Source organism: Rubricella aquisinus, from assembly GCF_014199445.1.
GTDB lineage: Bacteria > Pseudomonadota > Alphaproteobacteria > Rhodobacterales > Rhodobacteraceae > Rubricella > Rubricella aquisinus.
Genome location: NZ_JACIJS010000001.1, coordinates 97,149 through 122,768 on the forward strand (window position 1 = coordinate 97,149; position 25,620 = coordinate 122,768).

Here is a 25,620-nt window from a genome sequence, read left to right on the forward strand (position 1 = left end):
CCGCGCCGGGGAGGCTCATGCAGGTTTTCCATGACACTCAGGTTCCGCTCGGATCGCAGGGCGCCTCTGTTGCCATGGGCAATTTCGATGGTGTGCATCTGGGCCACCGGTCGGTGATCGACCTCGCCCGGCGTGACGGCGCTCCGCTTGGCGTGATCACGTTCGAGCCGCACCCCCGCAGCTACTTCGCCCCCCACAGCGCGCCGTTCCGGCTGATGAACAGCACGACCCGGCTGCACCGGTTGGACAAGCTTGGCGTGGATGTCGTCTATGAACTGCCCTTTGATGCGGCCCTTGCCGGGCTGTCGCCGGAGGCATTCGGGGGCCAGATCCTAAGGGATGGGCTTGGCATCCGGCATCTCGTCGTCGGCACCGATTTCCGATTTGGCAAAGGCCGCGCCGGGGATGTGGACACGTTGCGCCAATTGGGCGGCGAGATGGGATTTGACGTGACCGCAGCCCCCCTTCTGACCGAAGGCGACGCGCCGGTCTCCTCCACCGCGATCCGTGCGGCATTGAGCGATGGCGACCCCGCGCGCGCCGCCGCGATGCTGGGCCATTGGCACCGGATCGACGGCCCGGTGGAGCATGGCTTCAAACGCGGGCGGGAATTGGGCTTTCCGACCGCGAATATCTCCATGGAAGGGCTGCACCTGCCCCGGTTCGGGATCTATGCCGTGCTCGTGGACGTGCTGGATGGCCCGCATCAGGGCAGCTATCACGGCTGCGCGTCCCTCGGCTCGCGCCCGACATTCGGGGATCACGCGCCGAATCTGGAAGTGTTCCTGATGGACTTCTCCGGTGATCTTTACGGTGCGCAGATGTCTACGGCGCTGGTGGCGTTCCAGCGCCCCGAACTGAAATTCGACGGGATTGATCCCCTGATTGCGCAGATGGGCCAGGATGTCCAACAGGCCCGCAAAATCCTCACCGATCCATAGAAATCGCCACTGACGCGGCGATGCCTCCGGCGGGGTATATTTGAAGAAAGTGAATTGGATCTGCTGTTGCCAGAGCAGCCCCCGCGATTCGGCCGTGGGTCAAGGCCCGAGGAACGAGCGGCCTTGACGCGCGGGCGAATCGTAACCCCCACAATTGAGCGGGTGATTTGAGGAACAGACTTGTTCCTCAAATCACCTCAGCGCATTCTATCTTTTTCCCTGCGCTTCATTCCATTCCGCGCGTTCGGGCGCAAACGCTGCCCCGCAGCGTTTGTCTCTCGCCCTCACCCCAACGGGAGGAAGGAGCGGCAGCGACTGAACGACGGGCGGGAGCCCTTTCCCTTCCCCCCGGATCGCGGTTACATGCCCCCATGACACTGCGCCCAAAATTCTGGACCCGACCGCTCGACACCCTTTCGCGCCTTGAATGGGAGGCGCTCTGTGATGGGTGCGGCAAATGCTGCCTCTTGAAGCTAGAGGATGAGGATACCGGGAAAGTGCATTACACCGACGTCTCCTGCCGCCTGTTGGATTGCGACACTGCCCGGTGTGGCAACTATCCCCTGCGCAAGCAATTGGTGAAGGATTGCGTCGTCATCACCCCCGACAATATCGACGATATCGCCGTTTGGATGCCCGCAAGCTGCGCCTATCGGCGGCTTTGGGAGGGCAAATCCCTGCCCGATTGGCACCCGCTCTTGACCGGCACGCCCAAGAGTGTGGCGCAGGCCGGGCATTCAGTGGCAGGCCGCGTCACGCCCGAATATCAAGTCGATGAAGACGACCTTCCCAACTACATCATCGAAGACATGGCCGCGGAGGACACATCATGATTTTCTCATCCGACAATGCAGGCCCCGCCGCACCCGAGGTCATGGCCGCCCTGATGCGCGCCAATGAGGGTTACGCCGCGCCCTATGGCAATGACCCGATCATGGACACCGTGCGCAGCCTGATCCGCGAGGCGTTCGAAGCGCCCGACGCGATGGTGCATCTCGTGGCCACGGGCACCGCAGCCAATGTCCTGAGCCTCGCCTGCCTTTGCCCGCCATGGGCGCGTGTCTACACCCATGAGGCCGCCCATATCGAGGAGGACGAATGCGGCGCGCCCGAATTCTACACCGGCGGGGCCAAGCTACAGCTTTTGCCCGGCGACCACGGCAAAATCGCGCCGGAGACCCTGCGCGCCGCAATCGAGGGCACCGATCATGGCTTTGTGCACACCGTGCAGCGCGGGGCCGTGTCGATCACCAACCTGACGGAAAGCGGGGCCGCCTATACCCCCGATGAGGTCGCAGCCCTCAGCAGCATCGCCAAGGAATTCGATCTGCCCTTCCACATGGATGGCGCGCGCTTTTCCAACGCGCTGGTCGGCACCAATGCCACGCCCGCGGATATGACATGGAAAGCGGGCGTTGACGCGCTTTCCTTTGGCGGCACGAAGAACGGATTGCTCGGCGTTGAGGCGGTCATCTTTTTCGATCCGGCGAAGGCGTGGGAATTTGAGTTGCGCCGGAAACGCGGGGCGCATCTGTTCTCCAAACACCGCTATCTGAGCGCGCAGATGGAAGCCTATATGACCGATGATCTATGGCTGTCACTGGCGCGGCGCGCGAATGCCGCCGCCCGCAAACTGTCAGACGGCATCCTCGCACTTGAGGGCGCATCCATGTTGCACCCGGTGGACGGGAACGAGATTTTCGCGGCCTTCCCGCGCGGCGCGCATCGCGCGGCGATGGCGGCAGGGGCGCAATACTACCTTTGGCCGTTCAACCAATCGCTCGACGGCCCCGATCATGAGCCCCTGTCCTGTCGGCTGGTCTGCAACTGGGCCACGACCGATGAGATGGTCGAGGAATTCCTGAGCGTCATTTCCAACGCCTAAATGCGGCTCAGAACGGGTGTAAGGAGTTGCGCCACCGCCCCCGGATGGGTGATCGGCACCATGTGACCAGCCCCCGGTATCCGGTGAAAAGCAGCCCCCGTTGCCCCCGCAATCAGGTCGCAAATGGCGATGGCCCCGGCCCGCGTTTCGGCCCCTGCAAACAGGGTGATCGGCAGGGGCAGACCCGCAATATCGGAGAGCGTGATCTGCCCCGACGGATGGCCCATCACCTCTGGCCCGGCCTCGCGAATAAGGTGCATCCGGTCGGCGGCATAGCGGCGCTGGCGTTCCGGCGTGTCCTCCCAACGCGCACCATTGCCCCACAACGCGGAAAAGGCACGGCCCGCGCCATCGGTATCTCCGGCCTCCAGACAGGTCGCCCAAACGCCCGCCGCTGCCTCCTCCTCTGCATAAAGGGGATCGCCCGCGTCGGCCAAAAGGTGGAACATCATCGGCTCGATCAGCGTGAGGGAGGCGACTGCATCCGGCCGCTCTAGCGCCGCGCGCAACACCACCCGCCCGCCGAAACTGTGGCCGATCAAATGCGCTGGCCCCTCCCCCAACTGATCAAGCACCGCATCGGCGGCCTGCCGCTCAATCGTGCGGGCAGGATCGCGCCCAGTGGCCCCATGCCCCGGCAGATCAAGCGCCTCCGCGCGCATCGCGGGCAGCGCCGACAAGAGCGGCTTCCACGCACCTGAATGGGCGAGCGAGCAATGGGACAGGATCACGCGCGGTCCGTCCTGCCCCACGCGCGTCAGCCCGGTTTCAACGCCGCCGAGGATCATTGCTCCGCCAGATGCGCATCCAGATAGGCAAGCCGGTCCTGACCAAAGAACACTTCGTCCCCGACGACATAACTCGGCGCGCCAAACACGCCCGCCTCGATTGCCTCTTTCGTGTTCCGCTCATAGGTGTCGGTGCTGGAGAACAGCGCGGAGGCCGCGATGTCCGGGTCAAACCCGGCCTCGCTGAGGCAATCGCGGATCACGTCCTCCTCCGCGATGTTGCGCTCATCCGCCCAGACGGAGCGCAACAATGCGAAGGTAAGCTTGCCCACATCCCCGCCGCCTGCGTTTTGCGCCGCGATGATCGCGGCGGATGCTGGCACCGGGTTGGTCGGCCAATGGGCCGGGTGCAGGTTGATCGGCATTTTGCGCATCTTCGCGATCCGCGCGAGTTCCTGAAGCCGATACTTCTGCCGGGACGGGTGCCGCTGCGGCAGGGGCGTGCCGCCTGTCTCCGCGAACACGTCCATCAGGATGAACGGCTTATAGGTCACGGTCGCCCCATGGCGCGCGGCGATCTCCTCCATCTCCATCCCGCTGAGATAGGTGAAGGGGGAGAGCAGAAAGAGGTAGTAATCAATATGCGCCATGACGTGTCCTTTCCGAATTTTTGGGTTGAGGCATCATGGCCCGATCCAAAGGCTTTGCAAGGGGGGGTGTGGGTGCTAAACGCTGCGGCAACCGATCCCTGCGCAAGGCCCATTCCCATGAAAGCTGACCTGAACCTCAAGCTGATTTCCGGCAACGCCAATCCAAAACTCGCCGGAAACATCGCCAAACGGATGTCTGTCTATCGGGGAAGCCCGGTCAATCTGGTCGATGCGCGGGTAGAGCGTTTCAATGACAAGGAAATCTTTGTCGAAGTGTATGACAATGTCCGCGATGAGGACATGTTCATCATCCAATCCACGTCCAATCCCGCCAATGACAACCTGATGGAACTGCTGATCATGGCGGATGCGTTGCGCCGGTCGTCCGCGCAGCGGATCACGGCGGTGATTCCCTATTTCGGCTATGCGCGGCAGGATCGTCGGACATCGGCGCGCACGCCCATCTCCGCCAAGCTGGTGGCGAACCTGATCACGGAGGCCGGGATTGACCGGGTTCTGACACTCGATCTGCACGCAGGGCAGATCCAAGGCTTTTTCGATATTCCGGTGGATAACCTCTATGCCTCCCCGGTGTTCGCGCTCGACATCATGCACAATTTCAAATCGCTTGAGGAAGTCACGGTTGTGTCCCCCGATGTGGGCGGCGTGGCGCGCGCGCGCGAATTGGCCAAGCGGATCAACGCAGGCCTCGCCATCGTGGACAAGCGCCGCTCCAAACCCGGCGTGGTCGAGGAAATGACCGTGATCGGTGAGGTCAAGGACCGCGTCTGCATCATCGTAGACGATATTTGCGACACGGCAGGCACCCTGTGCAAAGCCGCCGCCCTGTTGAAAGAGCAAGGGGCCAAGGAGGTGCACGCCTATATCTCCCACGGCGTGCTCAGCGGCCCGGCGGTGGAGCGGATCACGACCTCGGTCCTGAAATCCCTCGTCGTCACCGATTCCATCGAGCAGCCCGCCCCGGTGGTGAAGGCCAAAAACATCCGCATCGTGCCCGTCGCACCGATGCTGGCACAGGCAATCCTGAACATCTCGAACGGCACATCGGTTTCGTCCCTGTTCGGGGAAAAGACCCTGAGCCCGATTTATGAGGCGTTCTATCCGGGCGTGTAATCTCGCACCCCCGGCGCGCGCCATCTGGGCCAAGACATGCAGAGCAACCGCCTTATCGGCCTTGATATTGCCCGGTTCTGCGCGCTGGTCGGGATGATCATCGTGAATTTCGATGTGGTTGTGGTGCGGGCCGGATCACCCTCGTCCACGCTTGCTGACCTGTTGCAGGGGCGCGCGGCGGCGATGTTTGTCGTGCTTGCGGGGATTGGCTTTGCACTGGGGATGCAGCGGCTCGCTCAGCGCGAAGCGATCCGCCGGACCCTTATCAGATCAGCGGCGCTCATGGCGATCGGGCTTGCCAATATGGCGATCTTTCCGGCGGATATCATCCACTACTACGCTGTTTATTTCCTGGCCGCCCTGCCTCTACTTTGGGCGCGGACTTATCTGATCGCGCTCCTTGCCGCCACGCTGCCGCTCCTGTTTGTCGTGCTGACGGATGTGTTTGATTACGAGGCCGGTTGGGATTGGGAGACGCTGACCTATCACGGCTTTTGGACCATCGACGGGTTTGCCCGCAATCTGCTGTTCAACGGCTGGCACCCTGTGGTGCCATGGTTGAGTTTTCTGCTGTTGGGGCTGATGCTGGCGCGCGCGCCATTGGCGGTGCCGGCGGTGCAGATGCGCATGATCCTGGGCGGGCTGGGCGTAGCCCTGATCGCGGAACTGGCCTCCTTCCTGCTTGTCGGTTCGATTGCGGACCCGGAATTGGCCGAAATCCTGCTGACAGAGCCGCTGCCCCCCGGCCCGCTCTACAGTCTGGCCGGAAGCGGCTGGGCCGTTTGCGCCATCGGGCTTTGCCTCAGAACCGCCGCTGCATTGGACAGGCTGCATATAGCCCGGATCATCCTGCCTGCCGGTCAGCATACGCTGACCCATTATATCGCGCATATCGTGATCGGGATGGGGACGATGGAAGCCTTTGGCCGGATCGGCGCGGGGACCGGGACGGAGGCGCTGATCTGGGCGATAGCCTTCTCCCCAATGGCGGTGGCCGCGTCCTATCTGTGGAGCCTACGATGGCGGCACGGACCGTTCGAAGGCGTCGTGCGGGCGCTGACGCGCTAACGTCTCACACGTCCCAGAATTCATCCGGGTCGGCGACCGGCCCGATGGCGCGCCATGCGAGTCGCAGCCGCGCGATGCGCGTGTCCTGCCAGACCTCCGCGATAAGGGTGCAGCCGGTCACCGTCACGTCCTCCGCGCGCACATCAATGCGCAGATTGGTCTCCCCGTGCTGATCGAGCATGGTGATGGCAATAGTGACATCTGGAACTTCTAGAAATGGTTCCGAAAAGGTGACGCTTTGCGCCACCTGTCGTGCGCCGCTGCCGGTCCACATTTCTGTCGGATAAGAGAAGTGATCAAACAGAACCCGCTGGCCGCTCTCTATCCCGATCTGGTTGCTTGCAAAGCGCCGCATATGTCTGGTCCGAAACGAAAAAGGCCCCGCCAAACCTTGGCGGAGCCTTTTCCTAACTTCAAGCCGAAACCCGTTAAAGCTGGGCTGCGAGCACCTTGAGATCGTTGACACGCTGGGCCGCGGCGGCGCGATTTTCGTCGCCTGCTGCTTCCAAAAGCGCCTCCGCATCTGCGGTGAGCTGTGCGAGCATCTCTGCGCTGGCATCCGCCTTGGGCACGGCCTGCTCTGCCAGCACGGAAACGGAGGTTTCCGAAATCTCGGCAAAGCCGCCGGTCACGACGAACGCCTCGGACGCGGACCCGTTATGCACTTCGAGCACACCGGGGCGCAGCGTCGTCAGGAACGGCGCGTGGTTCGGCATCGCGGTCAGATCACCCGTGATACCGGGGATCTGCACGGCGGTGGCTTCTTGCGAAGCCAACGCGCGCTCTGGCGATACGAGGTCGAATTGCATGGTATTGGCCATATTGGCCCCCTCTTACGCTGCGTCTGCTGCGAGCTTTTCAGCCTTCGCAATCACTTCGTCGATACCGCCGACCATGTAGAACGCACCTTCGGGAAGGTGGTCATACTCGCCCGCGACAACCGCCTTGAACGAGGCAATCGTGTCCTCAAGCGGCACCTGCACACCCGGCGAACCGGTGAACACTTCGGCCACGTCGAACGGCTGGGACAGGAAACGCTGGATTTTACGGGCACGGGCCACGGTCAGCTTATCCTCTTCCGACAGTTCGTCCATCCCGAGGATCGCGATGATATCCTGCAGGGACTTGTAGCGCTGAAGGATACCCTGCACGTCACGGGCGACCTGATAATGCTCTTCACCCACAACCTGCGGATCAAGGATCCGGGAGGTGGAGTCGAGCGGGTCAACCGCCGGATAAATGCCAAGCTCGGAAATCGCACGGGACAGAACCGTCGTCGCATCGAGGTGCGCGAAGGACGTCGCCGGCGCCGGGTCGGTCAAGTCATCCGCAGGCACATAGATCGCCTGCACGGAGGTGATGGAGCCTGCTTTCGTGGAGGTAATCCGCTCCTGCATCGCACCCATGTCGGTTGCGAGCGTCGGCTGATAGCCCACCGCGGACGGGATACGACCCAGAAGTGCCGACACCTCGGACCCTGCTTGCGTAAAGCGGAAGATGTTATCAACGAAGAACAGAACGTCGGTCCCGGACTGATCGCGGAACTGTTCCGCCATGGTCAGACCGGACAGCGCCACACGCATACGCGCACCCGGCGGCTCGTTCATCTGACCGTAGACGAGCGCCACTTTGGACTTCGTCAGATCGTCCGCGTTGATAACGCCGGATTCGATGAATTCGTAGTAAAGGTCGTTCCCTTCACGGGTCCGCTCACCCACACCCGCAAACACGGAATAGCCGGAGTGCACTTTCGCGATGTTGTTGATCAGCTCCTGAATGAGAACCGTCTTACCCACGCCCGCACCGCCGAACAGACCGATCTTACCACCCTTGGAATAGGGCGCGAGAAGGTCGATCACCTTGATCCCCGTCACGAGGATGTCGGAGGAGGTGGACTGCTCTTCAAACGTCGGTGCCTCACCGTGGATCGAGCGGGTTTCGGTCGCGTCAACCGGGCCCCTTTCGTCCACCGGCGCGCCGATCACGTTCATGATCCGGCCAAGCGTCGCGTCACCCACCGGCACGCGGATCTGACCATCCGTGTCGGTCACTTCCTGACCGCGGACAAGGCCCTCGGTCGCATCCATCGCGATCGTCCGCACGGTGTTCTCACCAAGGTGCTGCGCGACTTCAAGGACGAGCCGGGTTCCATTATTATCCGTTTCAAGTGCGTTCAGGATCGCCGGAAGCGCCCCCTCAAACTGCACATCGACAACGGCGCCGATCACCTGAGTGATTTTACCAACATTTGCCATGTCTCGTCTCCGTTACGTTCAGAGCGCTTCCGCGCCCGAAATGATCTCAATAAGTTCGTTCGTGATGACCGCCTGACGGGTGCGGTTGAATTCAATCGTCAGCTTGTCGATCATCTCGCCTGCGTTGCGGGTTGCGTTATCCATTGCGGACATCCGCGCGCCCTGCTCGGAGGCTGCGTTTTCGAGCAACCCGGTAAAGATCTGGGTCGCGATGGAGCGCGGCAAAAGGTCGGCAAGGATCGCCTCTTCTTCCGGCTCGTATTCATAGTTGGTGCCGGCGGCATCGCCTTCGCCCTCGAACACGGCCGGGATCACCTGAAGCGCGGTCGGCTTCTGGCTGATGACCGATTCAAACCGGGAGAAGAACAGCGTCGCCACATCAAACTCGCCCGCGTCAAACCGGCCAAGGATGTCGCGCGCGATCGCTTGCGCATCGGCATAGCCCAGCTTTTTGACACCGCTCATATCGACATGGTCAATCAGATGCGCGCTGTAATCCCGACGAAGCTGCTCGCGCCCCTTTTTGCCCACGGTGATGACTTTCACCGTTTTGCCTTCGCCAAGCAGTTTGGCGATATGGGTGCGGGCGAGCTTCACGATGGAGGAGTTGAAACCACCGCAGAGGCCCCGTTCCGCCGTTGCGACCACCAGCAGGTGCACATTGTCGGAACCGGTGCCGCGCAGCAGGGTCGGCGCCGTCGGGGAGTTCGCCGCCGCAGAGGCGAGGTTGCCCAGAACAGCGTCCATCCGGTCGGCATAGGGGCGTGCAGCCTCCGCCGCGTCCTGCGCTTTACGCAGTTTCGCGGCGGCGACCATTTGCATCGCCTTGGTGATTTTCCGGGTCGATTTGATCGAGTCGATCCGGATTTTCAGGTCCTTGAGGCTCGGCATATGCCTTGCTCCCTTCCCTTAGAGTTTCCGGATCAAGCGAACGTCTTGGCGTACCCGTCGAGAACCGCCTTGATCTTATCTTCCAACTCGCCCGAAACCTTGCGGTCATTGTCGCGAATGTCGTTCAACAGATCAGCGTGGTTGTTGCGCAGGTCTGCCAGAAGGCCGTCTTCAAACGCCTTCACCTGGTTGACCTTGATCCCATCGAGATAACCGTTGGACCCTGCATAGATCACGATAACCTGCTCGGCATTGGTCAGCGGCGAATACTGCGCCTGCTTCAACAGCTCGGTCAGGCGGGCACCACGGTTCAGCAGCTTTTGCGTTGCCGCGTCAAGGTCGGACCCGAACTGCGCGAACGCTGCCATTTCGCGGTACTGCGCCAGTTCCAGCTTGATGGAGCCTGCGACCGATTTCATCGCTTTCGTCTGAGCGGACGAACCCACCCGCGAAACCGACAGACCAGTGTTCACAGCAGGGCGGATACCCTGGAAGAACAGTTCCGTCTCAAGGAAGATCTGACCATCGGTGATGGAGATCACGTTGGTCGGAATAAACGCGGACACGTCCCCACCCTGGGTCTCGATGATCGGCAGGGCCGTCAGGGAGCCAGCGCCGTTGTCCTCGTTCAGCTTCGCAGAACGCTCCAGCAGGCGGGAGTGGAGGTAGAAAACGTCACCCGGATACGCTTCACGGCCCGGCGGGCGACGCAGCAGGAGGGACATCTGACGATAGGACACGGCCTGCTTCGACAGATCGTCATAGATCGCCAGCGCGTGCATGCCATTGTCGCGGAAATACTCGGCCATCGCGGTTGCGGAATACGGTGCAAGATACTGCATCGGTGCCGGATCGGATGCGGTCGCGGCCACAACGATGGAGTAGGCCATCGCGCCCGTCTCTTCGAGCTTTTTCACCAGCTGCGCCACGGTGGAACGCTTCTGACCGACAGCGACATAAACGCAGTAGAGCTTCTTGCTCTCGTCGTCGCCTGCCGCGTCGTTATAGGATTTCTGGTTCAGCATCGCGTCGAGCGCCACGGCGGTCTTGCCGGTCTGACGGTCGCCGATGATAAGTTCCCGCTGGCCACGGCCAACCGGGATCAGCGCGTCAATGGCCTTGAGACCAGTGAACATCGGCTCGTGCACGGATTTACGCGGGATGATGCCCGGCGCTTTCACGTCCGCGACGCGGCGCTCTGCCGCCTCGATCGGGCCCTTGCCGTCGAGCGGGTTGCCGAGCGCGTCAACAACGCGGCCCAACAGGCCCTTCCCGGCGGGCACGTCCACGATGGAGTTCGTGCGCTTGACGGTGTCGCCTTCCTTGATGCCCGCGTCGGAGCCGAAGATCACGACACCCACGTTGTCGATCTCAAGGTTCAGCGCCATTCCGCGGATACCACCGGGGAATTCAACCATTTCACCGGCTTGAACGCTGTCCAGCCCGTGCACACGCGCGATACCGTCCCCAACGGACAGAACCCGGCCAACTTCGGCCACCTCGGCGTCTTGGCCAAAGTTTTTGATCTGCTCCTTGAGGATCGCAGAGATTTCTGCTGCCTGAATGCTCATGTCACCCGACCTCTTTCATAACGTTCTGCAGGGATGCGAGTTTCGCCTTGATCGACGTATCAATCATGCGGGATCCCACTTTTACAACAAGACCGCCGATGAGGCTTTCATCAACGGTCGCATTAACGACGACTTCTGACCCGACGGATGCCTTGAGCGCGCTGGTGAGCGCCTCTTTCTGGGCATCGGTCATTGGCGCGGCGGACACGACATCCGCGGTGACTTCACCACGGGCTTGGGCTGCCAGCGCCTTAACACCCTTGATCACGTCCGGCAGCGTAAAAAGACGCCGCTTGCTCGCCATCAGGGCCACTGTGTTGGAAACGATCTGGCTCAGGCCCATCTGCGCGGTCACGGCACCCATCGCCCGGCCCTGCTCTTCGCGGCTATAGAGCGGCGAGGAAATCAGGTCGCGCAGATCGGCACTGTCCTGCAATGCGGCTTCCAGATCAGTCAGATTGCGCTCAACTTCGGAAAGCTGGTCGCCCTCCTGCGCAATTTCAAAGAGTGCTGTCGCATAGCGACCCGCAACTCCGGAGACGATTGTCGCTGTAGCGGCCAAAGGTACCCCACCCTTACTGATTAGGCCCGAAGGTGACCCCCCGGACCGGTTTGCGTTAGGCCACTCTTGGCAGCCCTGCTTAGGAATTGGCGGGGTGATAGCAGACGGAATTGCGTCTGACAATATGCGGGTCCATGCCTAGGAATTTAGCTTTTATCGTTTGAAATCAGTGCGTTTGCCCACATCTGGGGCCAAGTGCGACGCTTTGAACACCCCGATATACCAAGAAATGCGCAGTGAAGGGCAGTTTCACCCCCTGTGATCCCGCCGCGAGGGGCCGAATCCCCTCATTCCTGCACTTGGTTCGGGGGAGGGTTTGGCCAGATCGCCCAGCACCTTGAGCGGCGACCGGGCGCGCGCTTCGATCCCTTTGACAGGCGCATATGTCTGTTTGGTGGCCTCCACGATCAGCACACCGGCAAGGTGCTGTGGCCTGAGCCGCGCGCCGATCCCCTCAACCGTGCCTGCCATCTTGAGCATCGTGCGGCCATAGCTCGGTGGAGCATAAAGCGCGCCCACATGCCGCGTCGGCTCAAACCGGTGGCGGCGCAGGTGCCGGTCAAGCTGGCTGAACGAATAAGGACGGCCATAGCCAAAGGGCGTCGCGTCCCGCCGCGCCCAGATGCCGGTGCGGTTCGGCACGATGAACAGCACTCGCCCACCGGGGGCCAGAACGCGCCACATCTCATCCATCAGCGCCCCCGGCCGCTCGCATGTCTCCAAACCATGGGCCACGAGCAACCGGTCGATCCGCCCTGCCGGGATCGGCCATTCGGTCTCCTCCACCAGTGAGGTCAGGTTCGGCTGCCCGGTCGGCCAGTGCATCGCGCCCTGCTCTGCGGGCATCAGGCTGATCACGCGTTCGGCCTCCGTCATGAAGGGGCGCAGATAAGGCGCGGCAAAGCCGAACCCCTCAACGCTGCATCCTTTCACATCGGGCCACAGCGCGCGCAATTGGGCCTGCAACACGGATTGCACCCAGCGGCCCAAGGGCGTGCGATAATAAAACGCTTTCAGATCGACGACATCGAGATGCACTTTGACGGTCCTTGTTTGCGTTTGCCCAGCCTTTGGGCGAGTGTTGCGCCAAACGCTACCGTAATTCCAAGGAGCCTGCCAATGCCCGTTGAACTTGTGACGATCCCGTGCCTGTCCGACAACTACGCCTTTCTCCTTCGGGAGGAGGACAGCGGCCGCGTCGCCCTGATCGACGCCCCGGAAAGCGGCCCGATCATCGCAGAGCTGGAGGCGCGGGGCTGGACCCTTGATGAGATCCTTTTGACCCATCACCACCCTGACCATATCGACGGCGTGCCCGATCTGGTCGCGAAATATGGTGCGAAGGTGACGGGGGCCTCTGCCGATGCGCATCGCCTGCCCCCGCTCGATCAGGCGGTCGCGGATGGGGATACGATCCTGTTTGGCGGCACGGTCGCACATGTGCTCGATGTGTCGGGCCATACTGTTGGGCATATCGCCTTTCACTTCTTCGACGATAACATCGTGTTCTCTGCCGACAGTCTGATGGCACTGGGATGTGGCCGCCTGTTTGAAGGGGACGCGGCGATGATGTGGACCACGATGCAGAAATTCATCGCGATGCCCGATCAGACGGTTGTGTGCTCTGGCCATGAATATACCAGCAGCAATGCAGCATTCGCCCTGACGATCGAGCCCGACAATGCGGCCCTGCAAACGCGCGTCGCCGCGATCAAGGCCGCGCGCGACAAGGGCGCATTTACCGTGCCCTCCCTGTTGTCAGATGAGAAAGCGACCAATCCGTTCCTGCGCGCGCATCTGCCCGAGTTGCAAAAGGCCATCGGGATGGAAGGCGCCGATGCCGCCGAAGTGTTCCGCGAGGTTCGCACCCGCAAGGACAACTTCTAAGGGCGCTCCCGCACGGTGACTGGCCCTGACGGGCCGCACCCTTTGGGCCGGGCAGCCGGGGCGCTGCCCCGGCTGGAGCCGCGCCTAGTCCTTGCGTTTCTCGATGCCCTGCCGGATCCGCCGGACAAAGGCCCAAACGGCAAAGATCACCGGCACCGTGACCACCGCCACCACGGCGGATTTTGAGATGCCCAGCGCCTCCCCGAACGGGGCCAGCAGATACCCCGCAAGGCTCACCGCATAATAGCTGATCGCGACCACCGACAGCCCTTCGACCGTTTCCTGCAAGCGCAGTTGCAGTGCCGCGCGCCGGTCCATGCTTTCCAGAAGGGTGCGGTTCTGCTGCGCCAACCCCACATCGACGCGGGTGCGCAACAGGTTCGCCGCACGTTCCGTCCGCGCGGCCAGTTCCACCAGCCGCCGCTCCGCACTCTGACAGGTCCGCATCGCGGGCTCGAACCGGCGCATCATGAATTCCCCGAAGGTCTGGCGGGACGCGACCCGCTTTTCACGCAGCACCTCGATTCGCTGGTTCATGATCGCGGCATAGGCCCCGCCCGCGCCGAACCGGAACGCGGAATTGGCGCTCAGCGCCTCTAGATCGGCAGACATCATCAGCAACCGATCAAGCGTCTGCGTATCCGCCTCCCCGTCCTGACTGGCCATGGTCCGCACCAGTTCGGACAATTCCCGGTCCAGCGCGTTCACCTTGCGCGCCACGTCCCGCGCCACCGGCAATGTGAGCATCGCGCCGGATTTATAGGTCTCGATCTCCAGCAATCGCTGCACGATCCGCCCGATCCGGCGCGGGCCGACATCCGGGGTGACATAGACGGCGAACCGCACCTGCCCCTGCTCATGAATGCGAAAATCACTCATCACCAGCGCGCTGTCATCGACCACCTTCGCCACGGCGATGGATTCGGGTGCGAAATGCCGGGTGATGCCGTTCTTGAGCTTGCCTTCTGCATGCTCGATCGTCTTGGCCACTTCGACCCGCACTAGAACGGAGGTCAGCACCGTCCCCGGTGCCTCCGCCAGCCAGTCATCGGGGAATATCCGCATGGTCGAGCCGTCAAAGGGCGTGTCCGCCACCCCTTCGGCAAAGAGCGTATAGGTCACAAACTCCGTGTGCCGCTCCCATTTGAGCTGCACCGTCCCCAATGGCCCGAAATAATGGTTCGCATCCGGCGACGGATGCTGCGCGCCATAGCGGTTGAGCAGGGCCACCAGATGCGCACGGTCAAGCTCGGGATCGCGCTCCGGCCCGTCATCGGACATGATGGTGATATGCACCGCCCGGCAAGGCCCCTTGATCTCGGGGAAGGGGCGGGCGTGAAGCTCGTTTGACAGCTCATAGCGCTGGGGGTGATCGGGGATGACGCGCGGATCCATGACCGCCTCCAATTAACATGCGTTATGGGCTAGCTAGAGCAGACGAAACGGTTTTGCACCCATTGGCTGAAACAGAACCAAAGAAAACAATTGTATACCGCAAGAGTGTTGCCGATCTGCCCCACCGCCCTCTGGATGCGGTCTGATCTCCAAACCAATGCAAGCGATTACGCGGTCATAGCCCCCGCTGATTGGCAATGACACTGGCACAGACATGCGCAATGCGGGCCGCATGCCCCTTGCTTCGCTGAATACCCTCCAGAGGCACCGTCCCACCAATGCCGCGCATGGCACACCACACCCTCGCCCCCAGCCCGGCGGCTGCCCCCGTTTTCTTTTTTCCAAAAATACCTCCCGCCGGAGGCATCGCCGCGCCGTATGGCGCGGCCACCCCCAATGGGTGCAGCCTCATCTGTGATGAGGGCGCACCATGCGGGAGCGCGCCTTAGCTTGTTCGCCCGAACAGTCGTTCGATGTCTTTCAGATCGAGCGACACATAGGTCGGCCGGCCGTGGTTGCATTGCCCGGAATGGGGCGTCGCCTCCATCTCCCGCAGCAGCGCGTCCATCTCCTGCGCGCTCATCCGCCGCCCCGACCGGACAGAGCCGTGGCAGGCCATGCGCGACAACACCGCCTCGATCCGCTCCTGCACCAGCGTGGCCCCTCCCCCGTCGCTCAATTCATCAAGCACATCGCGCAACAGTGCCTCGGCGTTGATCACCCCAAGCGGCGCGGGCGTTTCGCGCACGCAGACGGCCCCGCCGCCAAATGGCTCTATCCGCAGGCCCGCTGTCTCCAGCATCTCCTGATGGGTCAACAGAAGGGCGCGGTCGGCTTCTGACATCTCCACCACTTCGGGGATCAGCAGCGCCTGACCTGGAACGCCCCGCTCTGCCATCTGGCGTTTGAGCCGCTCATAGACCAGCCGCTCATGGGCTGCGTGCTGATCGACGATGACGATGCCTTGCGCGGTCTGCGCGATGATGTAGTTCTCATGCACCTGCGCGCGCGCGGCCCCCAAGGGGAGCGCGTCTGCGGCGGGTGTATCCGGCACCTCCACCGGGGTGGCCTCTACCCGGCCAGAGGTCCAGCTTGCGGCACTCTCGGCCATCCCCGCCGCCGGGGCCTGTGCCTCATAGGCCGACATCCGCGCGCCCGTGCTGGGGCGCAATGGCGCCTGATAGGGGCCGGTAGGCTTGGGCTGCATCGCGCCCAGCATCGCCGCCCCCACAGTGGAGGACGCGCGATGCCCGGCCTCCGCCAGCGCGTGTTTGAGTGCCGATATGATCAGCCCCCGCACCACGCCCGGCTCGCGAAACCGCACCTCGGCCTTGGCCGGATGCACATTCACATCCACCCGCTCGGGCGGGCAGTCGATGAACAGCGCCACCGCCGGGTGCCGATCCCGGCTCAGGAAATCGGCATAGGCTCCGCGCAGCGCACCGATCAGCAGCTTGTCCCGCACGGGCCGCCCATTGATAAAGAAGAACTGCGCCACCGCCGCCCCCCGCGAATAGGTTGGCAATCCGGCCAGCCCGCTGACGCGCACGCCGTCCCGCTCGGCCTCCACAGTGACAGCATTCTGCACGAAATCCCGCCCGATGATCGCGGCAAGCCGGGCGTCCCGCACGCTGATCAGATCACCGCCCTGCCGCTCCACGCTGAAGGTCACGCGCCCCTCACCGCCACCCGACACATCGCGCAGGGTCATGCCGATCTCGGGCGCGGCCATGGCCAGCCGTTTGACCATGTCATTGATCGCCTGCACCTCTGCCCGGTCAGACCGCAGGAATTTCAGCCGTGCGGGCGTGGCGTGAAACAGATCGCGCACTTCAACGACGGTGCCCCGGGTCAGGGCGGCAGGCTTGACCGCGCCGATCTGCCCCCCCGACACATGCAGGGAATGCGCCTCCGCCCCCTGCACCCGGCTGGTGATGGTGAGCCGCGCAACCGACCCGATGGAGGGCAGCGCCTCCCCCCGGAACCCGAGATACCGGATGTTGAACAGATCAGCGCCGTCTGTTTTGGACGTCGCATGACGCGACAGCGCGAGCGGCAATTCTTCTGCCGGAATGCCCTGCCCGTCATCGGTGACACGGATCAGCGTCTTGCCTCCATCGGCAATCGCGATGTCGATCCGGGTGGCCCCCGCATCCATTGCATTCTCGACCAGTTCCTTGACCACCGAACTGGGCCGCTCCACCACTTCACCAGCGGCAATCCGGTTGGCACTGGCGTCATCTAACTGCCGGATCGGGCGGCGCGGCGCGGATATGTTGCGGTCGGTGTAGGTCATGCCACGAGATATAGCATGACCCGAGAGTGATTCACCAATGGATTTCGCGTGCCGGGGCGACAGGATTGATCCGATCAGGCGCTCTCAGCAGCGGCTTCCTTAGCCTTGATGGCCTTGTAGGCGTCACACAGGATGACCACACCAACGGCTGACAGGAAATAGCCGAGCACCCCGCCTATAAACGCGAAAATGAGCTCAATGAGCGTCGTATCCCCAATGGCAACAGAACTGAACTGTCCCTCAAGAAAGGACTGGATGAAGACGAGCAGAAGCAACACAAACACAACCAATAAAAATGTTGGCAACATCCAGATCAACATTGGCTTCAGTATCAACCAGAAATTCTGCCGGCCCCGGCGAATTGCAGCAGAGATGGATTTATCTCCGTCCAAAACGATCGCTGGAAAAACAGTTCCGGCAACAATGAACATGAGGAGCGAAATCGCTATCGCATAGCCGATAAATAGACCAACACTTCCCACTAATTGCCCAATGACGAAAAACAGAATAAGAATTACAAATAAAAATAGAAATAGGCCCATATACCTTATCAAAAACGCACTGGCTAATTTTGGATCAAATTTGGAAAGACTAGAATCGGATAGATATTTCAAGTGTATACTCAGAATCACATAGCTTGATATGATCAGGTAAGGGACCATATTCACAAAATCGGACGCTTCAAAAAAGAGATTGAGGGCCTCAACGAACACAAAACCCCCGCCATAGATCAAAACAATATTCCGAAAACTCGATTTGTATAGATTAATTGCTTTTCTGAACATAATACATCGCAAATTACTGATAATCTTAGGTCAGATTAAGCAAATAAAATTTTGCTTGTAAAGCCGCGTTGTCACCGACAGCAGCACCCCGCCCATCAGCCCAAAAGCGCGCGCCTGCGATACAACGCAACGTCGCGCACCTTTGCGTTGCAGCAAAGATGCGGTATTGCGCTAGACAAAGGGTACAACCGCACGATTCCGCGAGTGTATTCAATAGTATACATCGGCCCCACGCAGGTGCAACGGGCCGCTTTCCTTCCGGGCAAATGCCCGTTTGCGTAACTCATGACGAGGAGGCCCGACCACATGATCATAGGCGCACCAAAAGAGATCGCACCGGGGGAGGCGCGCGTCGCCCTGACCCCGGCAAGTGCGACACAGCTTCAGAAACTTGGATATGAATGCATCGTGCAATCCGGCGCAGGCGAAGCCGCCCGGTTCAGCGATGCCGATTATGAAGCCGCAGGCGTCAAGGTCGTGAAAACGGCTGCAACCCTTTGGAAAACCGCTGATATCGTCGTGAAGGTCCGTGGCCCCGAGGCGAAAGAGGTCAAGAGCATTCGCGAAGGCCAGACGGTCATCTCCATGTTCTGGCCCGCGCAAAACGGCGACATGCTCAAGGAGCTGGCCGATAAGGGCGCCAACGTGATCGCGATGGATATGGTCCCCCGGATCTCCCGCGCGCAAAAGATGGACGCGCTGTCGTCGATGGCGAATATCGCGGGCTATCGCGCGGTGATCGAGGCGGGCAATAACTTTGGCCGCTTCTTTACCGGGCAGATCACGGCGGCGGGCAAGGTGCCCCCGGCGAAGGTTCTGGTTGTGGGCGCGGGCGTCGCTGGATTGGCCGCAATCGGCACGGCAACGTCGCTTGGCGCGATTACTTATGCCTTTGACGTGCGGCCTGAAGTCGCGGAGCAGATCGAATCCATGGGTGCCGAATTCGTGTTCCTCGATTTCGATGAAGAACAGACCGACGGCGCAGAGACGGGCGGATATGCCGCCCCCTCCTCCCCCGAGTTCCGCGAAAAGCAGCTTGAGAAATTCCGCGAGCTTGCACCGGAGATCGACATCGTCATCACCACCGCGCTGATCCCCGGCCGCGACGCGCCCAAGCTCTGGCTTGAGGATATGGTCGCCGCGATGAAGCCCGGCTCCGTCGTCGTTGACCTTGCCGCAGAAAAGGGCGGCAACTGTGATCTGACGGTTGAGGGCGAGATCGTGGAGAGCGCCAATGGCGTGAAGGTCATCGGCTACACCGATTTCCCGAGCCGCATGGCCACCCAATCCTCCACGCTTTATGCCACCAACATCCGGCACATGATGGATGACCTGACCCCCGAGAAGGACGGCCAGATCAACATCAACATGGAAGATGACGTGATCCGGGGCGCGACAGCGGCCCATGCCGGTGCTGTCACCTTCCCACCGCCCCCGCCCAAGACAAAGGCCATCGCGGCGGTCAAAAAGGAAAAGGTGAAAGAGAAAACGCCAGAGGAAAAGCGCGCCGAAGAACAAGCCGCGTTCAAGGCGCAGACCAAAAACCAGGTGACCCTGCTGGGCGCCATGGCTGCCGTGACGCTCCTGATGGGGATGATCACACCGCCGAGCTTCATGCAGCACTTCATCGTGTTCGTTCTGTCCGTCTTTATCGGGTTCCAGGTGATCTGGAATGTGAGCCACTCGCTCCACACCCCGTTGATGGCGATCACCAACGCGATCTCGTCGATCATCATTCTGGGCGCGCTGATGCAGATCGGTTCTGGATCGGGGCTTGTCATTTTCCTCGCGGCGGCTGCCGTGTTCATGACCGGCATCAACATTTTTGGCGGCTTCCTCGTGACACGGCGCATGCTCGCCATGTTCCAGAAATCGTAAGTAGGGGTAGGGACAATGGAATTCGGATTTACAACAGCGGCCTATGTCGTCGCGGCTGTCCTCTTTATCCTTAGCCTTGGTGGCTTGTCTGGACAGGAAAGCGCAAAACGCGCCGTTTGGTATGGCATCGTCGGGATGGGATTGGCCGTTGTGGCCACGCTCATCGGCCCCGGCACGGGCATGGCGGGCGCGTCGATCATCCTGATCGCGCTTGGTGGGGCGATTGGCTATCAGCTTGCCATGCGGGTGCAGATGACCCAAATGCCCGAGCTTGTCGCCGCGATGCACTCCCTCGTGGGTCTTGCGGCGGTGTTCGTGGGCTTTATCGCGCATATCGAACTGGGCCGCGTCATGGCCATGGATGTGGAGGGGCGCGCCGCACTTGAAGGCTTCGCAGCCCTCTTGTCCAAGAAGGATGCGCTGGAGGTCAACATCCTGCGGATCGAGCTGTTCCTTGGTATCTTCATCGGGGCCGTGACCTTCACGGGCTCCGTGATTGCCTATGGCAAACTGGCGGGCAAGGTGAACACCGCCGCGAAAAAGCTGCCCGGCGGGCATATGCTCAACGCGGGTGCGGCGATCATTTCGCTGTTCTGTCTTGCGGCCTATTTCAACGGTGGCGGGGCGTTCCCGCTGATCGTGATGACGATCTGTGCGCTGTTCATCGGCTATCACCTCATCATGGGGATCGGTGGCGCGGATATGCCGGTCGTTGTGTCGATGCTCAACAGCTATTCCGGCTGGGCGGCGGCGGCGATCGGCTTCTCGCTGGGCAATGACCTTCTGATTGTTGTGGGCGCGCTGGTCGGCTCCTCCGGGGCGATCCTGTCCTACATCATGTGTAAGGCGATGAACCGCTCCTTTATCTCTGTGATCCTTGGTGGGTTCGGCGCGGTCGCATCCACCCAGCAGGAGATCGACGGAGAGATGGTCGCGACCGATACCGATGTCGTGGCCTCTGCCGTGGAGGAAGCGGACAACATCATCATCGTGCCGGGCTATGGCCTTGCCGTGGCACAGGCACAAAGCTCCGTCTCGGAACTGACCAAGCGTCTGCGGGCCAAGGGCAAGAATGTCCGCTTCGCGATCCACCCCGTCGCGGGCCGCCTGCCCGGCCACATGAACGTGCTCTTGGCGGAGGCGAAGGTGCCTTACGACATCGTGCTGGAAATGGATGAGATCAACGAAGACTTCCCCGACACGGACGTGGTGTTCGTCATCGGCGCGAATGACATCGTGAACCCTGCCGCCCAAGAGGATCCCGGCTCCCCCATCGCGGGCATGCCCGTGCTGGAGGTCTGGAAAGCCAAGCAGGTGTTCATCTCCAAGCGGGGGTCCGGCACCGGCTATTCCGGGATCGAGAACCCGCTCTTTTACAAAGAGAACAGCCGCATGTGGTATGGCGATGCAAAGGCATCCCTAGATGCGCTGCTTGGACGAATCAGCTAACGCCCCTCTCACGAGGATCAACGACCAGAATGCGCCGCCTCACCGCGGCGCATTTTTTCGTTTCCGGTCTGTGGAAACCTCACTCCACAAATCTGCACATTTTGCATAACCCACACCCGCGAAAGTTGTAAGTTTCAGAAATTCGCAACCTTGAATATTATTTACCGTGAAAAACTGACCTGCGCGTAAGTTTGCCTTTTTTCAGTCACAATCTTGATTAATTCCGAGGCACATCACAGGCGCGTGAGGTGGCCGGCACGTCGTTTATGGGGGTGGCCAAGGGCAATGATAGGGTGACAAAAATGGTAATTTCTCGACTAGGCAAGGCGGCTGCGGCCGCTCTTTTAATCTGCACCGTCCCGTTTGCGGGCGCTTCGGCTCAGTCCCTCAGCGTTGACGCACAAGCGATCGAAATTCTGGATCGTGCCGGCTACCAGCGTGCGCTGGTGGAACGCATGGTTGCCCATTCCTGCCACATCAATATCGGGGCGCATTCTGGCGATGTTGAGCGGATGCAGCGCGACATCGCGAAATTCGAAGCAACACTCGACTTGATCCGCAATGGGGAGGGGGACATCCCCGCCGTGCGCGCGCCGCGCCCGCTCCACTATTTCAAGGATGTGGAAGAGCAGTGGGTGGTCCTGTCCAACTACGCGCGCTACAGCACCCGTGGCGAAATGCCGGATGCGTATCTGAGCGGCCTCGTGAATGCAGAGCCTGCCCTGCTTGAGCCGCTTGAGAAATTCGTGGGCGCGCTTGTCCGGGTCTATGGCGTGGGGCGCCTGACCCCGTTCGAGACGAACACGATGAACAACCTCGCGCGGATGCGGATGCTCGCCAACAAGGTGGCGCTCGCGCATTGCAAGATGGCCAGCCCGGCATTCGACGCGGCAGCCGCGCGCGATATGCTTGAGAACACGCTCGACTTTCTCGATCAGTCGATTGACCTCGCGGTGCGCGGCAGCGACGACGCGCGTGTCATCGCTGCATCTGGCACCACGCTTGATGCCATCCAGTGCATCCGCGACGATTTCGACCTTGCGCGGGCGCAACTTGCCACCGCGCTCAACACTGGCGCGGCGGATGCCGACGATGTGGACCGCACGGCCGATCTTCTGCTCAAGATCGAGTTCGATGCGAACGCTGCCCTGAAAGCCTATGAAGCAACATTGCTCGGGCAGGAACCAAAGTTTGAAAGCTGCGCAACGGTGGAGGTCGCCCGCGCAAGCTGATCAGAGGGGTCCAAATTGGGGGCAGCGACGGCCGCGCGATCTGGGGGGTTAGATCGCGCGGCTGTTTGCCGTTTTGGTGGCATCGGCATAGGCGTCGAACGTCTCCGCAATCAGGCGGGTCATGACCCGGGCCTCCGGCGCGATTGTCAGAACACCATCGGTGAACGTCACGGCAAAGGGCCAGCGCTGCGCCACTTCCGCAGCCTCCGCCATGAGGGCCGTGACCGGCATCCGCATCTCCGCCGACAGGGCCGCGAAATCGAGCCGGAAGTCACACATCAGGCACTCAATCGCCCGCGCGCGCAGCCTGTCATCCGCTGACAGGGCAAGACCGCGCATCACGGGCAATTGCCCGGCCTTCACCCGCTCGGCCCAAGCCGGGGTCGCGGGCGCATTCTGCCCATATCCCCCCGGAAGCCGAGAGATCGACGACGCGCCAAGCCCGATCAGCGCGCCCATCGTATCATCCGTATAGCCCTGAAAATTCCGCCGCAACGTGCCACCTGCCGCCGCGCGGGCCAGCCCGTCTCCCGGCTTTGCGAAATGGTCGATGCCGATCGGCACATATCCAGCGGCGGTCAGCCGATCCGCGCTCAACTCCGCCATGGCGAGCCGCGTTTGCGGATCCGGGAGCGTGTCCTCCGGGATCACCCGCTGCCGCTTCGACATCCATGGCACATGGGCATAGCCATAAAGCGCGATCCGCTCCGGCCCCAGATCAATGATCTGATCGAGCGTCGCGCCAAGGCTGTCCATGGTTTGGCGCGGCAGGCCGTACACCAGATCGGCGTTCATGCTCGTCACGCCATGCTCCCGCAGATAGCGCATCGCGTGGGTCGTCTCCTCCACGCTTTGCAGACGGCCAATGGTCTCCTGCACCGGCAGCGCGAAATCCTGCACCCCGACAGAGCCGCGATTGAGCCCCGCTGCAATCAGCGCATCAAGTTTCGCGTCATCGACACAGGCCGGGTCAATCTCCACCGAAAATTCGCCGTCTGGCTCAAAAGGAAGCGCTGCGCGCAGCATCCCGCTCAATGCTGCGATCTGCGCGGGCGTCAGGATCGTGGGCGTCCCGCCGCCCCAATGCATCCGCCCCACGGTCACGCCGTCAGGCAGCGCTTGCGCCAGCATCGCGATCTCCTGCTCCAATGTCTCAAGATAGGCGATCACGGGGCCCGCGCTGTTCACACCCTGCGTGCGGCAGGCGCAGAAATAGCAAAGCCGCTCACAAAACGGGATATGCACATAAAGGGAGATTGGCCCCGCGGGCAAATCTGCCAGCCAGCCGCGATAAGTGTCCTCGGACACCGCACCAAAATGATTGGCCGCGGGATAGCTGGTATAGCGCGGCACGGATCGGTCGAAGAGGCCCGCTTGGGCAAAGGCATGTTTCTGTGTCATGTTTCATCCGTGCCATGACCCAGCGCCCCTTTCGTTGACGCAGATCAACGCCGCGAAAAATGTGCCTTGAGCCGATCAAGCGGGGAGGCAGGTGGCTCTGGCGCGGCCTCGGGGGCCTCTGGTGCGGAGGGCTGCGGTTTGGGCGCGGGTTTGGGGCGTTGCGGCACGACGCGGCGCGCGACCGCATTCATAAAGCCCGCGTCATCCCCCGCGGCCAGATCAGCCGCCCCATCCGACACACCGCGCAGCACATCATCAAGCCAGTCCTGATCCGCCTTGGCAAAATCCCCCAGAACATAGCCCGACACGCGATCCTTATGCCCCGGATGCCCGATGCCGAGCCGCACCCGCGCGTAATCCGGGCTGATATGCTGATGGGTAGAGCGCAGCCCGTTATGCCCCGCATGTCCGCCGCCATGCTTGACGCGCACTTTGCCGGGGGCAAGGTCCAACTCGTCATGGAACACGACAACATCTTCTGAGGTCAGTTTATAAAACCGCATCGCCTCTCCGATGGATTGGCCGGACAGGTTCATGAACGTGGCAGGTTTCAGGAGGATGATCTTTTCCAAGCCGAGCCGCCCTTCTGTCACCTGCCCCTGAAACTTCGCGCGCCACGGGGCAAAGCCGTGATCCCCCGCGATCCGGTCCACGGCCATAAAGCCGATATTGTGCCGGTTGCCCGCGTATTTCGCGCCGGGATTTCCCAGCCCTGCAAAGAGTTTCATGGCGTGCCCTCCTGCCCCCGCTATAGCGCAAATGAAAAGGGCCGCGCCACTTTATGTGGTGCGGCCCCTCCCGATTGGATGGACGGAGAGGATTATTCCTCTGCGGCCGCGTCCTCGTCGCCGCCTTCGGCGTCGTCCTCGTCATCCGCGGCCCGGAGGCTCGACGGAGCGGAGATGTTGGCGATCACGAAGTCACGGTCGGTGATCATCGGGCGCGAACCTGCCGGCAGGTCGATATCGGAGATGTTGATGACATCGCCCACATTGACGTTCGCCAGATCGGCAACGATCGTCTCGGGGATGTTGCCTGCGGTCACTTTCAGCTCAACTTCGTTGCGCACCACGGTCAACACGCCGCCCTTTTTGAGGCCGGGGCAGGTGTCTTCATTGGCGAACTCAACCGGGATGTAGAGGTTGATGCGCGACTTCGCGGAGAGGCGGAGGAAATCGACATGGGTCGGCAAATCCTTGACCACATCGCGCTGCACTGCGCGGCAGATCACGGTCTCTTCCTTACCATCGACCTTGATCTTCAGAAGCGTGGACATGAATTTGCCCTTCTTCAGAAGCTTCAGAAGCTCGTTGAATTTCACATTGATCGGCTGCGGATCTGTGCCGCCACCGTAGATAACGCCGGGGATCAGCCCCTCACGTCGCGCAGCCCGGGCAGCCCCTTTGCCGGTGCCTTCGCGCGACGTGGCGTCGAGAGAATTGGTCGATGCCATTGTCTTGCTCCATAAATCAGGTTTATCGCTGCGAGGATCCTCCAGGGGTGTAAGCACCCGCAACGCGCGCGGTATAGAGGATTGGGCACGGGTGTCAATGCAAAGGCGGCTCCCGCCCGTCGTTCAGTCGCTTGCGCTCCTTCCTCCCGTTGGGGTGAG

24 protein-coding genes are annotated in these 25,620 nt (G+C 61.6%); 9 read left to right on the forward strand and 15 right to left on the reverse strand.

Going from position 1 to position 25,620, the window contains the following annotated elements; translation table 11 throughout:
- Nucleotides 1-17: 17 nt before the first annotated feature.
- The 3 genes from FHS89_RS00455 to FHS89_RS00465 all read left to right on the forward strand — a co-directional run bounded on the left by FHS89_RS00455 (nucleotide 18) and on the right by FHS89_RS00465 (nucleotide 2,826).
- Nucleotides 18-941 (forward strand): bifunctional riboflavin kinase/FAD synthetase, encoded by a 924-nt coding sequence (locus FHS89_RS00455; protein ID WP_184007360.1) that lies wholly within the window; start codon nucleotides 18-20, stop codon nucleotides 939-941.
- Nucleotides 942-1,312: 371 nt separating this feature from the next.
- Entirely contained in the window at nucleotides 1,313-1,774 is a 462-nt protein-coding gene (locus tag FHS89_RS00460) for a YcgN family cysteine cluster protein (RefSeq protein ID WP_184007361.1), read from the forward strand.
- Complete coding sequence (locus FHS89_RS00465) at nucleotides 1,771-2,826, forward strand: threonine aldolase family protein (protein WP_184007363.1); 1,056 nt, start codon at nucleotides 1,771-1,773, stop codon at nucleotides 2,824-2,826. The genes FHS89_RS00460 and FHS89_RS00465 overlap by 4 nt, the downstream gene beginning before the upstream one ends.
- Here the strand turns inward: FHS89_RS00465 and FHS89_RS00470 are convergent.
- The gene (locus FHS89_RS00470) at nucleotides 2,823-3,614 is read right to left on the reverse strand and encodes an alpha/beta fold hydrolase (protein WP_184007366.1); all 792 of its coding nucleotides are present in this window, start codon (nucleotides 3,612-3,614) and stop codon (nucleotides 2,823-2,825) included. The genes FHS89_RS00465 and FHS89_RS00470 overlap by 4 nt on opposite strands.
- Nucleotides 3,611-4,204 (reverse strand): 2-hydroxychromene-2-carboxylate isomerase, encoded by a 594-nt coding sequence (locus FHS89_RS00475; RefSeq protein WP_184007368.1) that lies wholly within the window; start codon nucleotides 4,202-4,204, stop codon nucleotides 3,611-3,613. Before FHS89_RS00475 ends, FHS89_RS00470 begins: the two co-directional genes overlap by 4 nt.
- Before the next feature lie 117 nt (nucleotides 4,205-4,321).
- Between FHS89_RS00475 and FHS89_RS00480 the strand changes: the two genes are divergently transcribed.
- Both FHS89_RS00480 and FHS89_RS00485 read left to right on the forward strand, forming a co-directional pair.
- Entirely contained in the window at nucleotides 4,322-5,338 is a 1,017-nt protein-coding gene (locus FHS89_RS00480; RefSeq protein WP_184007370.1) for a ribose-phosphate pyrophosphokinase, read from the forward strand.
- A 36-nt stretch (nucleotides 5,339-5,374) separates the two neighbouring features.
- Entirely contained in the window at nucleotides 5,375-6,406 is a 1,032-nt protein-coding gene (locus FHS89_RS00485) for a heparan-alpha-glucosaminide N-acetyltransferase domain-containing protein (protein WP_184007372.1), read from the forward strand.
- A 4-nt stretch (nucleotides 6,407-6,410) separates the two neighbouring features.
- Here the strand turns inward: FHS89_RS00485 and FHS89_RS00490 are convergent, their stop codons facing one another.
- From FHS89_RS00490 to FHS89_RS00520, 7 genes are all read right to left on the reverse strand, one after another.
- The gene (locus FHS89_RS00490) at nucleotides 6,411-6,761 is read right to left on the reverse strand and encodes an H-type lectin domain-containing protein (RefSeq protein WP_184007374.1); all 351 of its coding nucleotides are present in this window, start codon (nucleotides 6,759-6,761) and stop codon (nucleotides 6,411-6,413) included.
- Nucleotides 6,762-6,834: 73 nt separating this feature from the next.
- Nucleotides 6,835-7,227, reverse strand: a complete 393-nt coding sequence (locus FHS89_RS00495; RefSeq protein WP_184007376.1) for a F0F1 ATP synthase subunit epsilon — start codon at nucleotides 7,225-7,227, stop codon at nucleotides 6,835-6,837.
- A 12-nt stretch (nucleotides 7,228-7,239) separates the two neighbouring features.
- Nucleotides 7,240-8,661 (reverse strand): F0F1 ATP synthase subunit beta, encoded by a 1,422-nt coding sequence (gene atpD / locus FHS89_RS00500; protein WP_184007378.1) that lies wholly within the window; start codon nucleotides 8,659-8,661, stop codon nucleotides 7,240-7,242.
- 18 nt (nucleotides 8,662-8,679) lie between these two features.
- Nucleotides 8,680-9,552, reverse strand: a complete 873-nt coding sequence (locus FHS89_RS00505) for a F0F1 ATP synthase subunit gamma (RefSeq protein ID WP_184007380.1) — start codon at nucleotides 9,550-9,552, stop codon at nucleotides 8,680-8,682.
- Between the two features lie 32 nt (nucleotides 9,553-9,584).
- The gene (gene atpA, locus FHS89_RS00510; protein WP_184007382.1) at nucleotides 9,585-11,123 is read right to left on the reverse strand and encodes a F0F1 ATP synthase subunit alpha; all 1,539 of its coding nucleotides are present in this window, start codon (nucleotides 11,121-11,123) and stop codon (nucleotides 9,585-9,587) included.
- 1 nt (nucleotide 11,124) lies between these two features.
- On the reverse strand, nucleotides 11,125-11,685 hold the full coding sequence (locus FHS89_RS00515; protein ID WP_184007384.1) for a F0F1 ATP synthase subunit delta: 561 nt from the start codon (nucleotides 11,683-11,685) through the stop codon (nucleotides 11,125-11,127).
- Nucleotides 11,686-11,934: 249 nt separating this feature from the next.
- On the reverse strand, nucleotides 11,935-12,723 hold the full coding sequence (locus FHS89_RS00520) for a methyltransferase domain-containing protein (protein ID WP_184007386.1): 789 nt from the start codon (nucleotides 12,721-12,723) through the stop codon (nucleotides 11,935-11,937).
- A gap of 81 nt (nucleotides 12,724-12,804) precedes the next feature.
- Here FHS89_RS00520 and gloB point away from each other — a divergent pair, with 81 nt between their 5' ends.
- A complete protein-coding gene (gloB, locus tag FHS89_RS00525; protein WP_184007388.1) occupies nucleotides 12,805-13,572 on the forward strand; it encodes a hydroxyacylglutathione hydrolase in 768 nt (255 codons plus the stop codon).
- Nucleotides 13,573-13,656: 84 nt separating this feature from the next.
- Here gloB and FHS89_RS00530 read toward each other — a convergent pair whose 3' ends face one another.
- The 3 genes from FHS89_RS00530 to FHS89_RS00540 all read right to left on the reverse strand — a co-directional run bounded on the left by FHS89_RS00530 (nucleotide 13,657) and on the right by FHS89_RS00540 (nucleotide 17,805).
- Nucleotides 13,657-14,967: a DUF3422 family protein gene (locus FHS89_RS00530; protein WP_184007390.1), complete on the reverse strand. Its 1,311-nt coding sequence runs from the start codon at nucleotides 14,965-14,967 to the stop codon at nucleotides 13,657-13,659.
- Nucleotides 14,968-15,412: 445 nt separating this feature from the next.
- Nucleotides 15,413-17,263: a DNA mismatch repair endonuclease MutL gene (gene mutL / locus FHS89_RS00535; RefSeq protein ID WP_184007392.1), complete on the reverse strand. Its 1,851-nt coding sequence runs from the start codon at nucleotides 17,261-17,263 to the stop codon at nucleotides 15,413-15,415.
- Between the two features lie 74 nt (nucleotides 17,264-17,337).
- Nucleotides 17,338-17,805 (reverse strand): hypothetical protein, encoded by a 468-nt coding sequence (locus FHS89_RS00540; protein ID WP_184007395.1) that lies wholly within the window; start codon nucleotides 17,803-17,805, stop codon nucleotides 17,338-17,340.
- A gap of 549 nt (nucleotides 17,806-18,354) precedes the next feature.
- On the opposite strand from FHS89_RS00540, the gene FHS89_RS00545 reads away from it, so the two are divergent.
- The 3 genes from FHS89_RS00545 (at nucleotide 18,355) to FHS89_RS00555 (ending at nucleotide 22,607) form a co-directional block, all read left to right on the forward strand.
- Nucleotides 18,355-19,926 (forward strand): Re/Si-specific NAD(P)(+) transhydrogenase subunit alpha, encoded by a 1,572-nt coding sequence (locus FHS89_RS00545; protein ID WP_184007397.1) that lies wholly within the window; start codon nucleotides 18,355-18,357, stop codon nucleotides 19,924-19,926.
- Between the two features lie 15 nt (nucleotides 19,927-19,941).
- Nucleotides 19,942-21,375, forward strand: coding sequence for an NAD(P)(+) transhydrogenase (Re/Si-specific) subunit beta (locus FHS89_RS00550; protein WP_184007399.1), 1,434 nt, complete (start codon nucleotides 19,942-19,944; stop codon nucleotides 21,373-21,375).
- A 302-nt stretch (nucleotides 21,376-21,677) separates the two neighbouring features.
- The gene (locus FHS89_RS00555) at nucleotides 21,678-22,607 is read left to right on the forward strand and encodes a hypothetical protein (protein ID WP_184007401.1); all 930 of its coding nucleotides are present in this window, start codon (nucleotides 21,678-21,680) and stop codon (nucleotides 22,605-22,607) included.
- A 48-nt stretch (nucleotides 22,608-22,655) separates the two neighbouring features.
- Here the strand turns inward: FHS89_RS00555 and hemN are convergent, their stop codons facing one another.
- The 3 genes from hemN to FHS89_RS00570 form a co-directional block, all read right to left on the reverse strand.
- Nucleotides 22,656-24,008, reverse strand: a complete 1,353-nt coding sequence (gene hemN / locus FHS89_RS00560) for an oxygen-independent coproporphyrinogen III oxidase (RefSeq protein ID WP_184007403.1) — start codon at nucleotides 24,006-24,008, stop codon at nucleotides 22,656-22,658.
- Nucleotides 24,009-24,052: 44 nt separating this feature from the next.
- Nucleotides 24,053-24,736 carry an aminoacyl-tRNA hydrolase gene (gene pth, locus FHS89_RS00565; RefSeq protein WP_184007405.1) on the reverse strand — a complete coding sequence of 228 codons (684 nt, stop codon included), beginning with the start codon at nucleotides 24,734-24,736 and terminating at the stop codon, nucleotides 24,053-24,055.
- A gap of 92 nt (nucleotides 24,737-24,828) precedes the next feature.
- Nucleotides 24,829-25,524, reverse strand: a complete 696-nt coding sequence (locus tag FHS89_RS00570) for a 50S ribosomal protein L25/general stress protein Ctc (RefSeq protein ID WP_281376634.1) — start codon at nucleotides 25,522-25,524, stop codon at nucleotides 24,829-24,831.
- Nucleotides 25,525-25,620 lie beyond the last annotated feature (96 nt).

What these genes read in the sequence shown, in the direction of transcription:
- FHS89_RS00505 (WP_184007380.1), bottom strand. Translation starts at nt 9,552, where the DNA reads ATGCCGAGCCTCAAGGACCTGAAAATCCGGATCGACTCGATCAAATCG.
- FHS89_RS00550 (WP_184007399.1), top strand. Translation starts at nt 19,942, where the DNA reads ATGGAATTCGGATTTACAACAGCGGCCTATGTCGTCGCGGCTGTCCTC.
- FHS89_RS00455 (WP_184007360.1), top strand. Translation starts at nt 18, where the DNA reads ATGCAGGTTTTCCATGACACTCAGGTTCCGCTCGGATCGCAGGGCGCC.
- mutL (WP_184007392.1), bottom strand. Translation starts at nt 17,263, where the DNA reads ATGACCTACACCGACCGCAACATATCCGCGCCGCGCCGCCCGATCCGG.
- FHS89_RS00490 (WP_184007374.1), bottom strand. Translation starts at nt 6,761, where the DNA reads ATGCGGCGCTTTGCAAGCAACCAGATCGGGATAGAGAGCGGCCAGCGG.
- FHS89_RS00475 (WP_184007368.1), bottom strand. Translation starts at nt 4,204, where the DNA reads ATGGCGCATATTGATTACTACCTCTTTCTGCTCTCCCCCTTCACCTAT.
- atpA (WP_184007382.1), bottom strand. Translation starts at nt 11,123, where the DNA reads ATGAGCATTCAGGCAGCAGAAATCTCTGCGATCCTCAAGGAGCAGATC.
- gloB (WP_184007388.1), top strand. Translation starts at nt 12,805, where the DNA reads ATGCCCGTTGAACTTGTGACGATCCCGTGCCTGTCCGACAACTACGCC.
- FHS89_RS00495 (WP_184007376.1), bottom strand. Translation starts at nt 7,227, where the DNA reads ATGGCCAATACCATGCAATTCGACCTCGTATCGCCAGAGCGCGCGTTG.
- FHS89_RS00555 (WP_184007401.1), top strand. Translation starts at nt 21,678, where the DNA reads ATGGTAATTTCTCGACTAGGCAAGGCGGCTGCGGCCGCTCTTTTAATC.
- hemN (WP_184007403.1), bottom strand. Translation starts at nt 24,008, where the DNA reads ATGACACAGAAACATGCCTTTGCCCAAGCGGGCCTCTTCGACCGATCC.
- FHS89_RS00540 (WP_184007395.1), bottom strand. Translation starts at nt 17,805, where the DNA reads ATGGGCCTATTTCTATTTTTATTTGTAATTCTTATTCTGTTTTTCGTC.
- FHS89_RS00485 (WP_184007372.1), top strand. Translation starts at nt 5,375, where the DNA reads ATGCAGAGCAACCGCCTTATCGGCCTTGATATTGCCCGGTTCTGCGCG.
- FHS89_RS00460 (WP_184007361.1), top strand. Translation starts at nt 1,313, where the DNA reads ATGACACTGCGCCCAAAATTCTGGACCCGACCGCTCGACACCCTTTCG.
- FHS89_RS00470 (WP_184007366.1), bottom strand. Translation starts at nt 3,614, where the DNA reads ATGATCCTCGGCGGCGTTGAAACCGGGCTGACGCGCGTGGGGCAGGAC.
- pth (WP_184007405.1), bottom strand. Translation starts at nt 24,736, where the DNA reads ATGAAACTCTTTGCAGGGCTGGGAAATCCCGGCGCGAAATACGCGGGC.
- FHS89_RS00480 (WP_184007370.1), top strand. Translation starts at nt 4,322, where the DNA reads ATGAAAGCTGACCTGAACCTCAAGCTGATTTCCGGCAACGCCAATCCA.
- atpD (WP_184007378.1), bottom strand. Translation starts at nt 8,661, where the DNA reads ATGGCAAATGTTGGTAAAATCACTCAGGTGATCGGCGCCGTTGTCGAT.
- FHS89_RS00530 (WP_184007390.1), bottom strand. Translation starts at nt 14,967, where the DNA reads ATGGATCCGCGCGTCATCCCCGATCACCCCCAGCGCTATGAGCTGTCA.
- FHS89_RS00545 (WP_184007397.1), top strand. Translation starts at nt 18,355, where the DNA reads ATGATCATAGGCGCACCAAAAGAGATCGCACCGGGGGAGGCGCGCGTC.
- FHS89_RS00465 (WP_184007363.1), top strand. Translation starts at nt 1,771, where the DNA reads ATGATTTTCTCATCCGACAATGCAGGCCCCGCCGCACCCGAGGTCATG.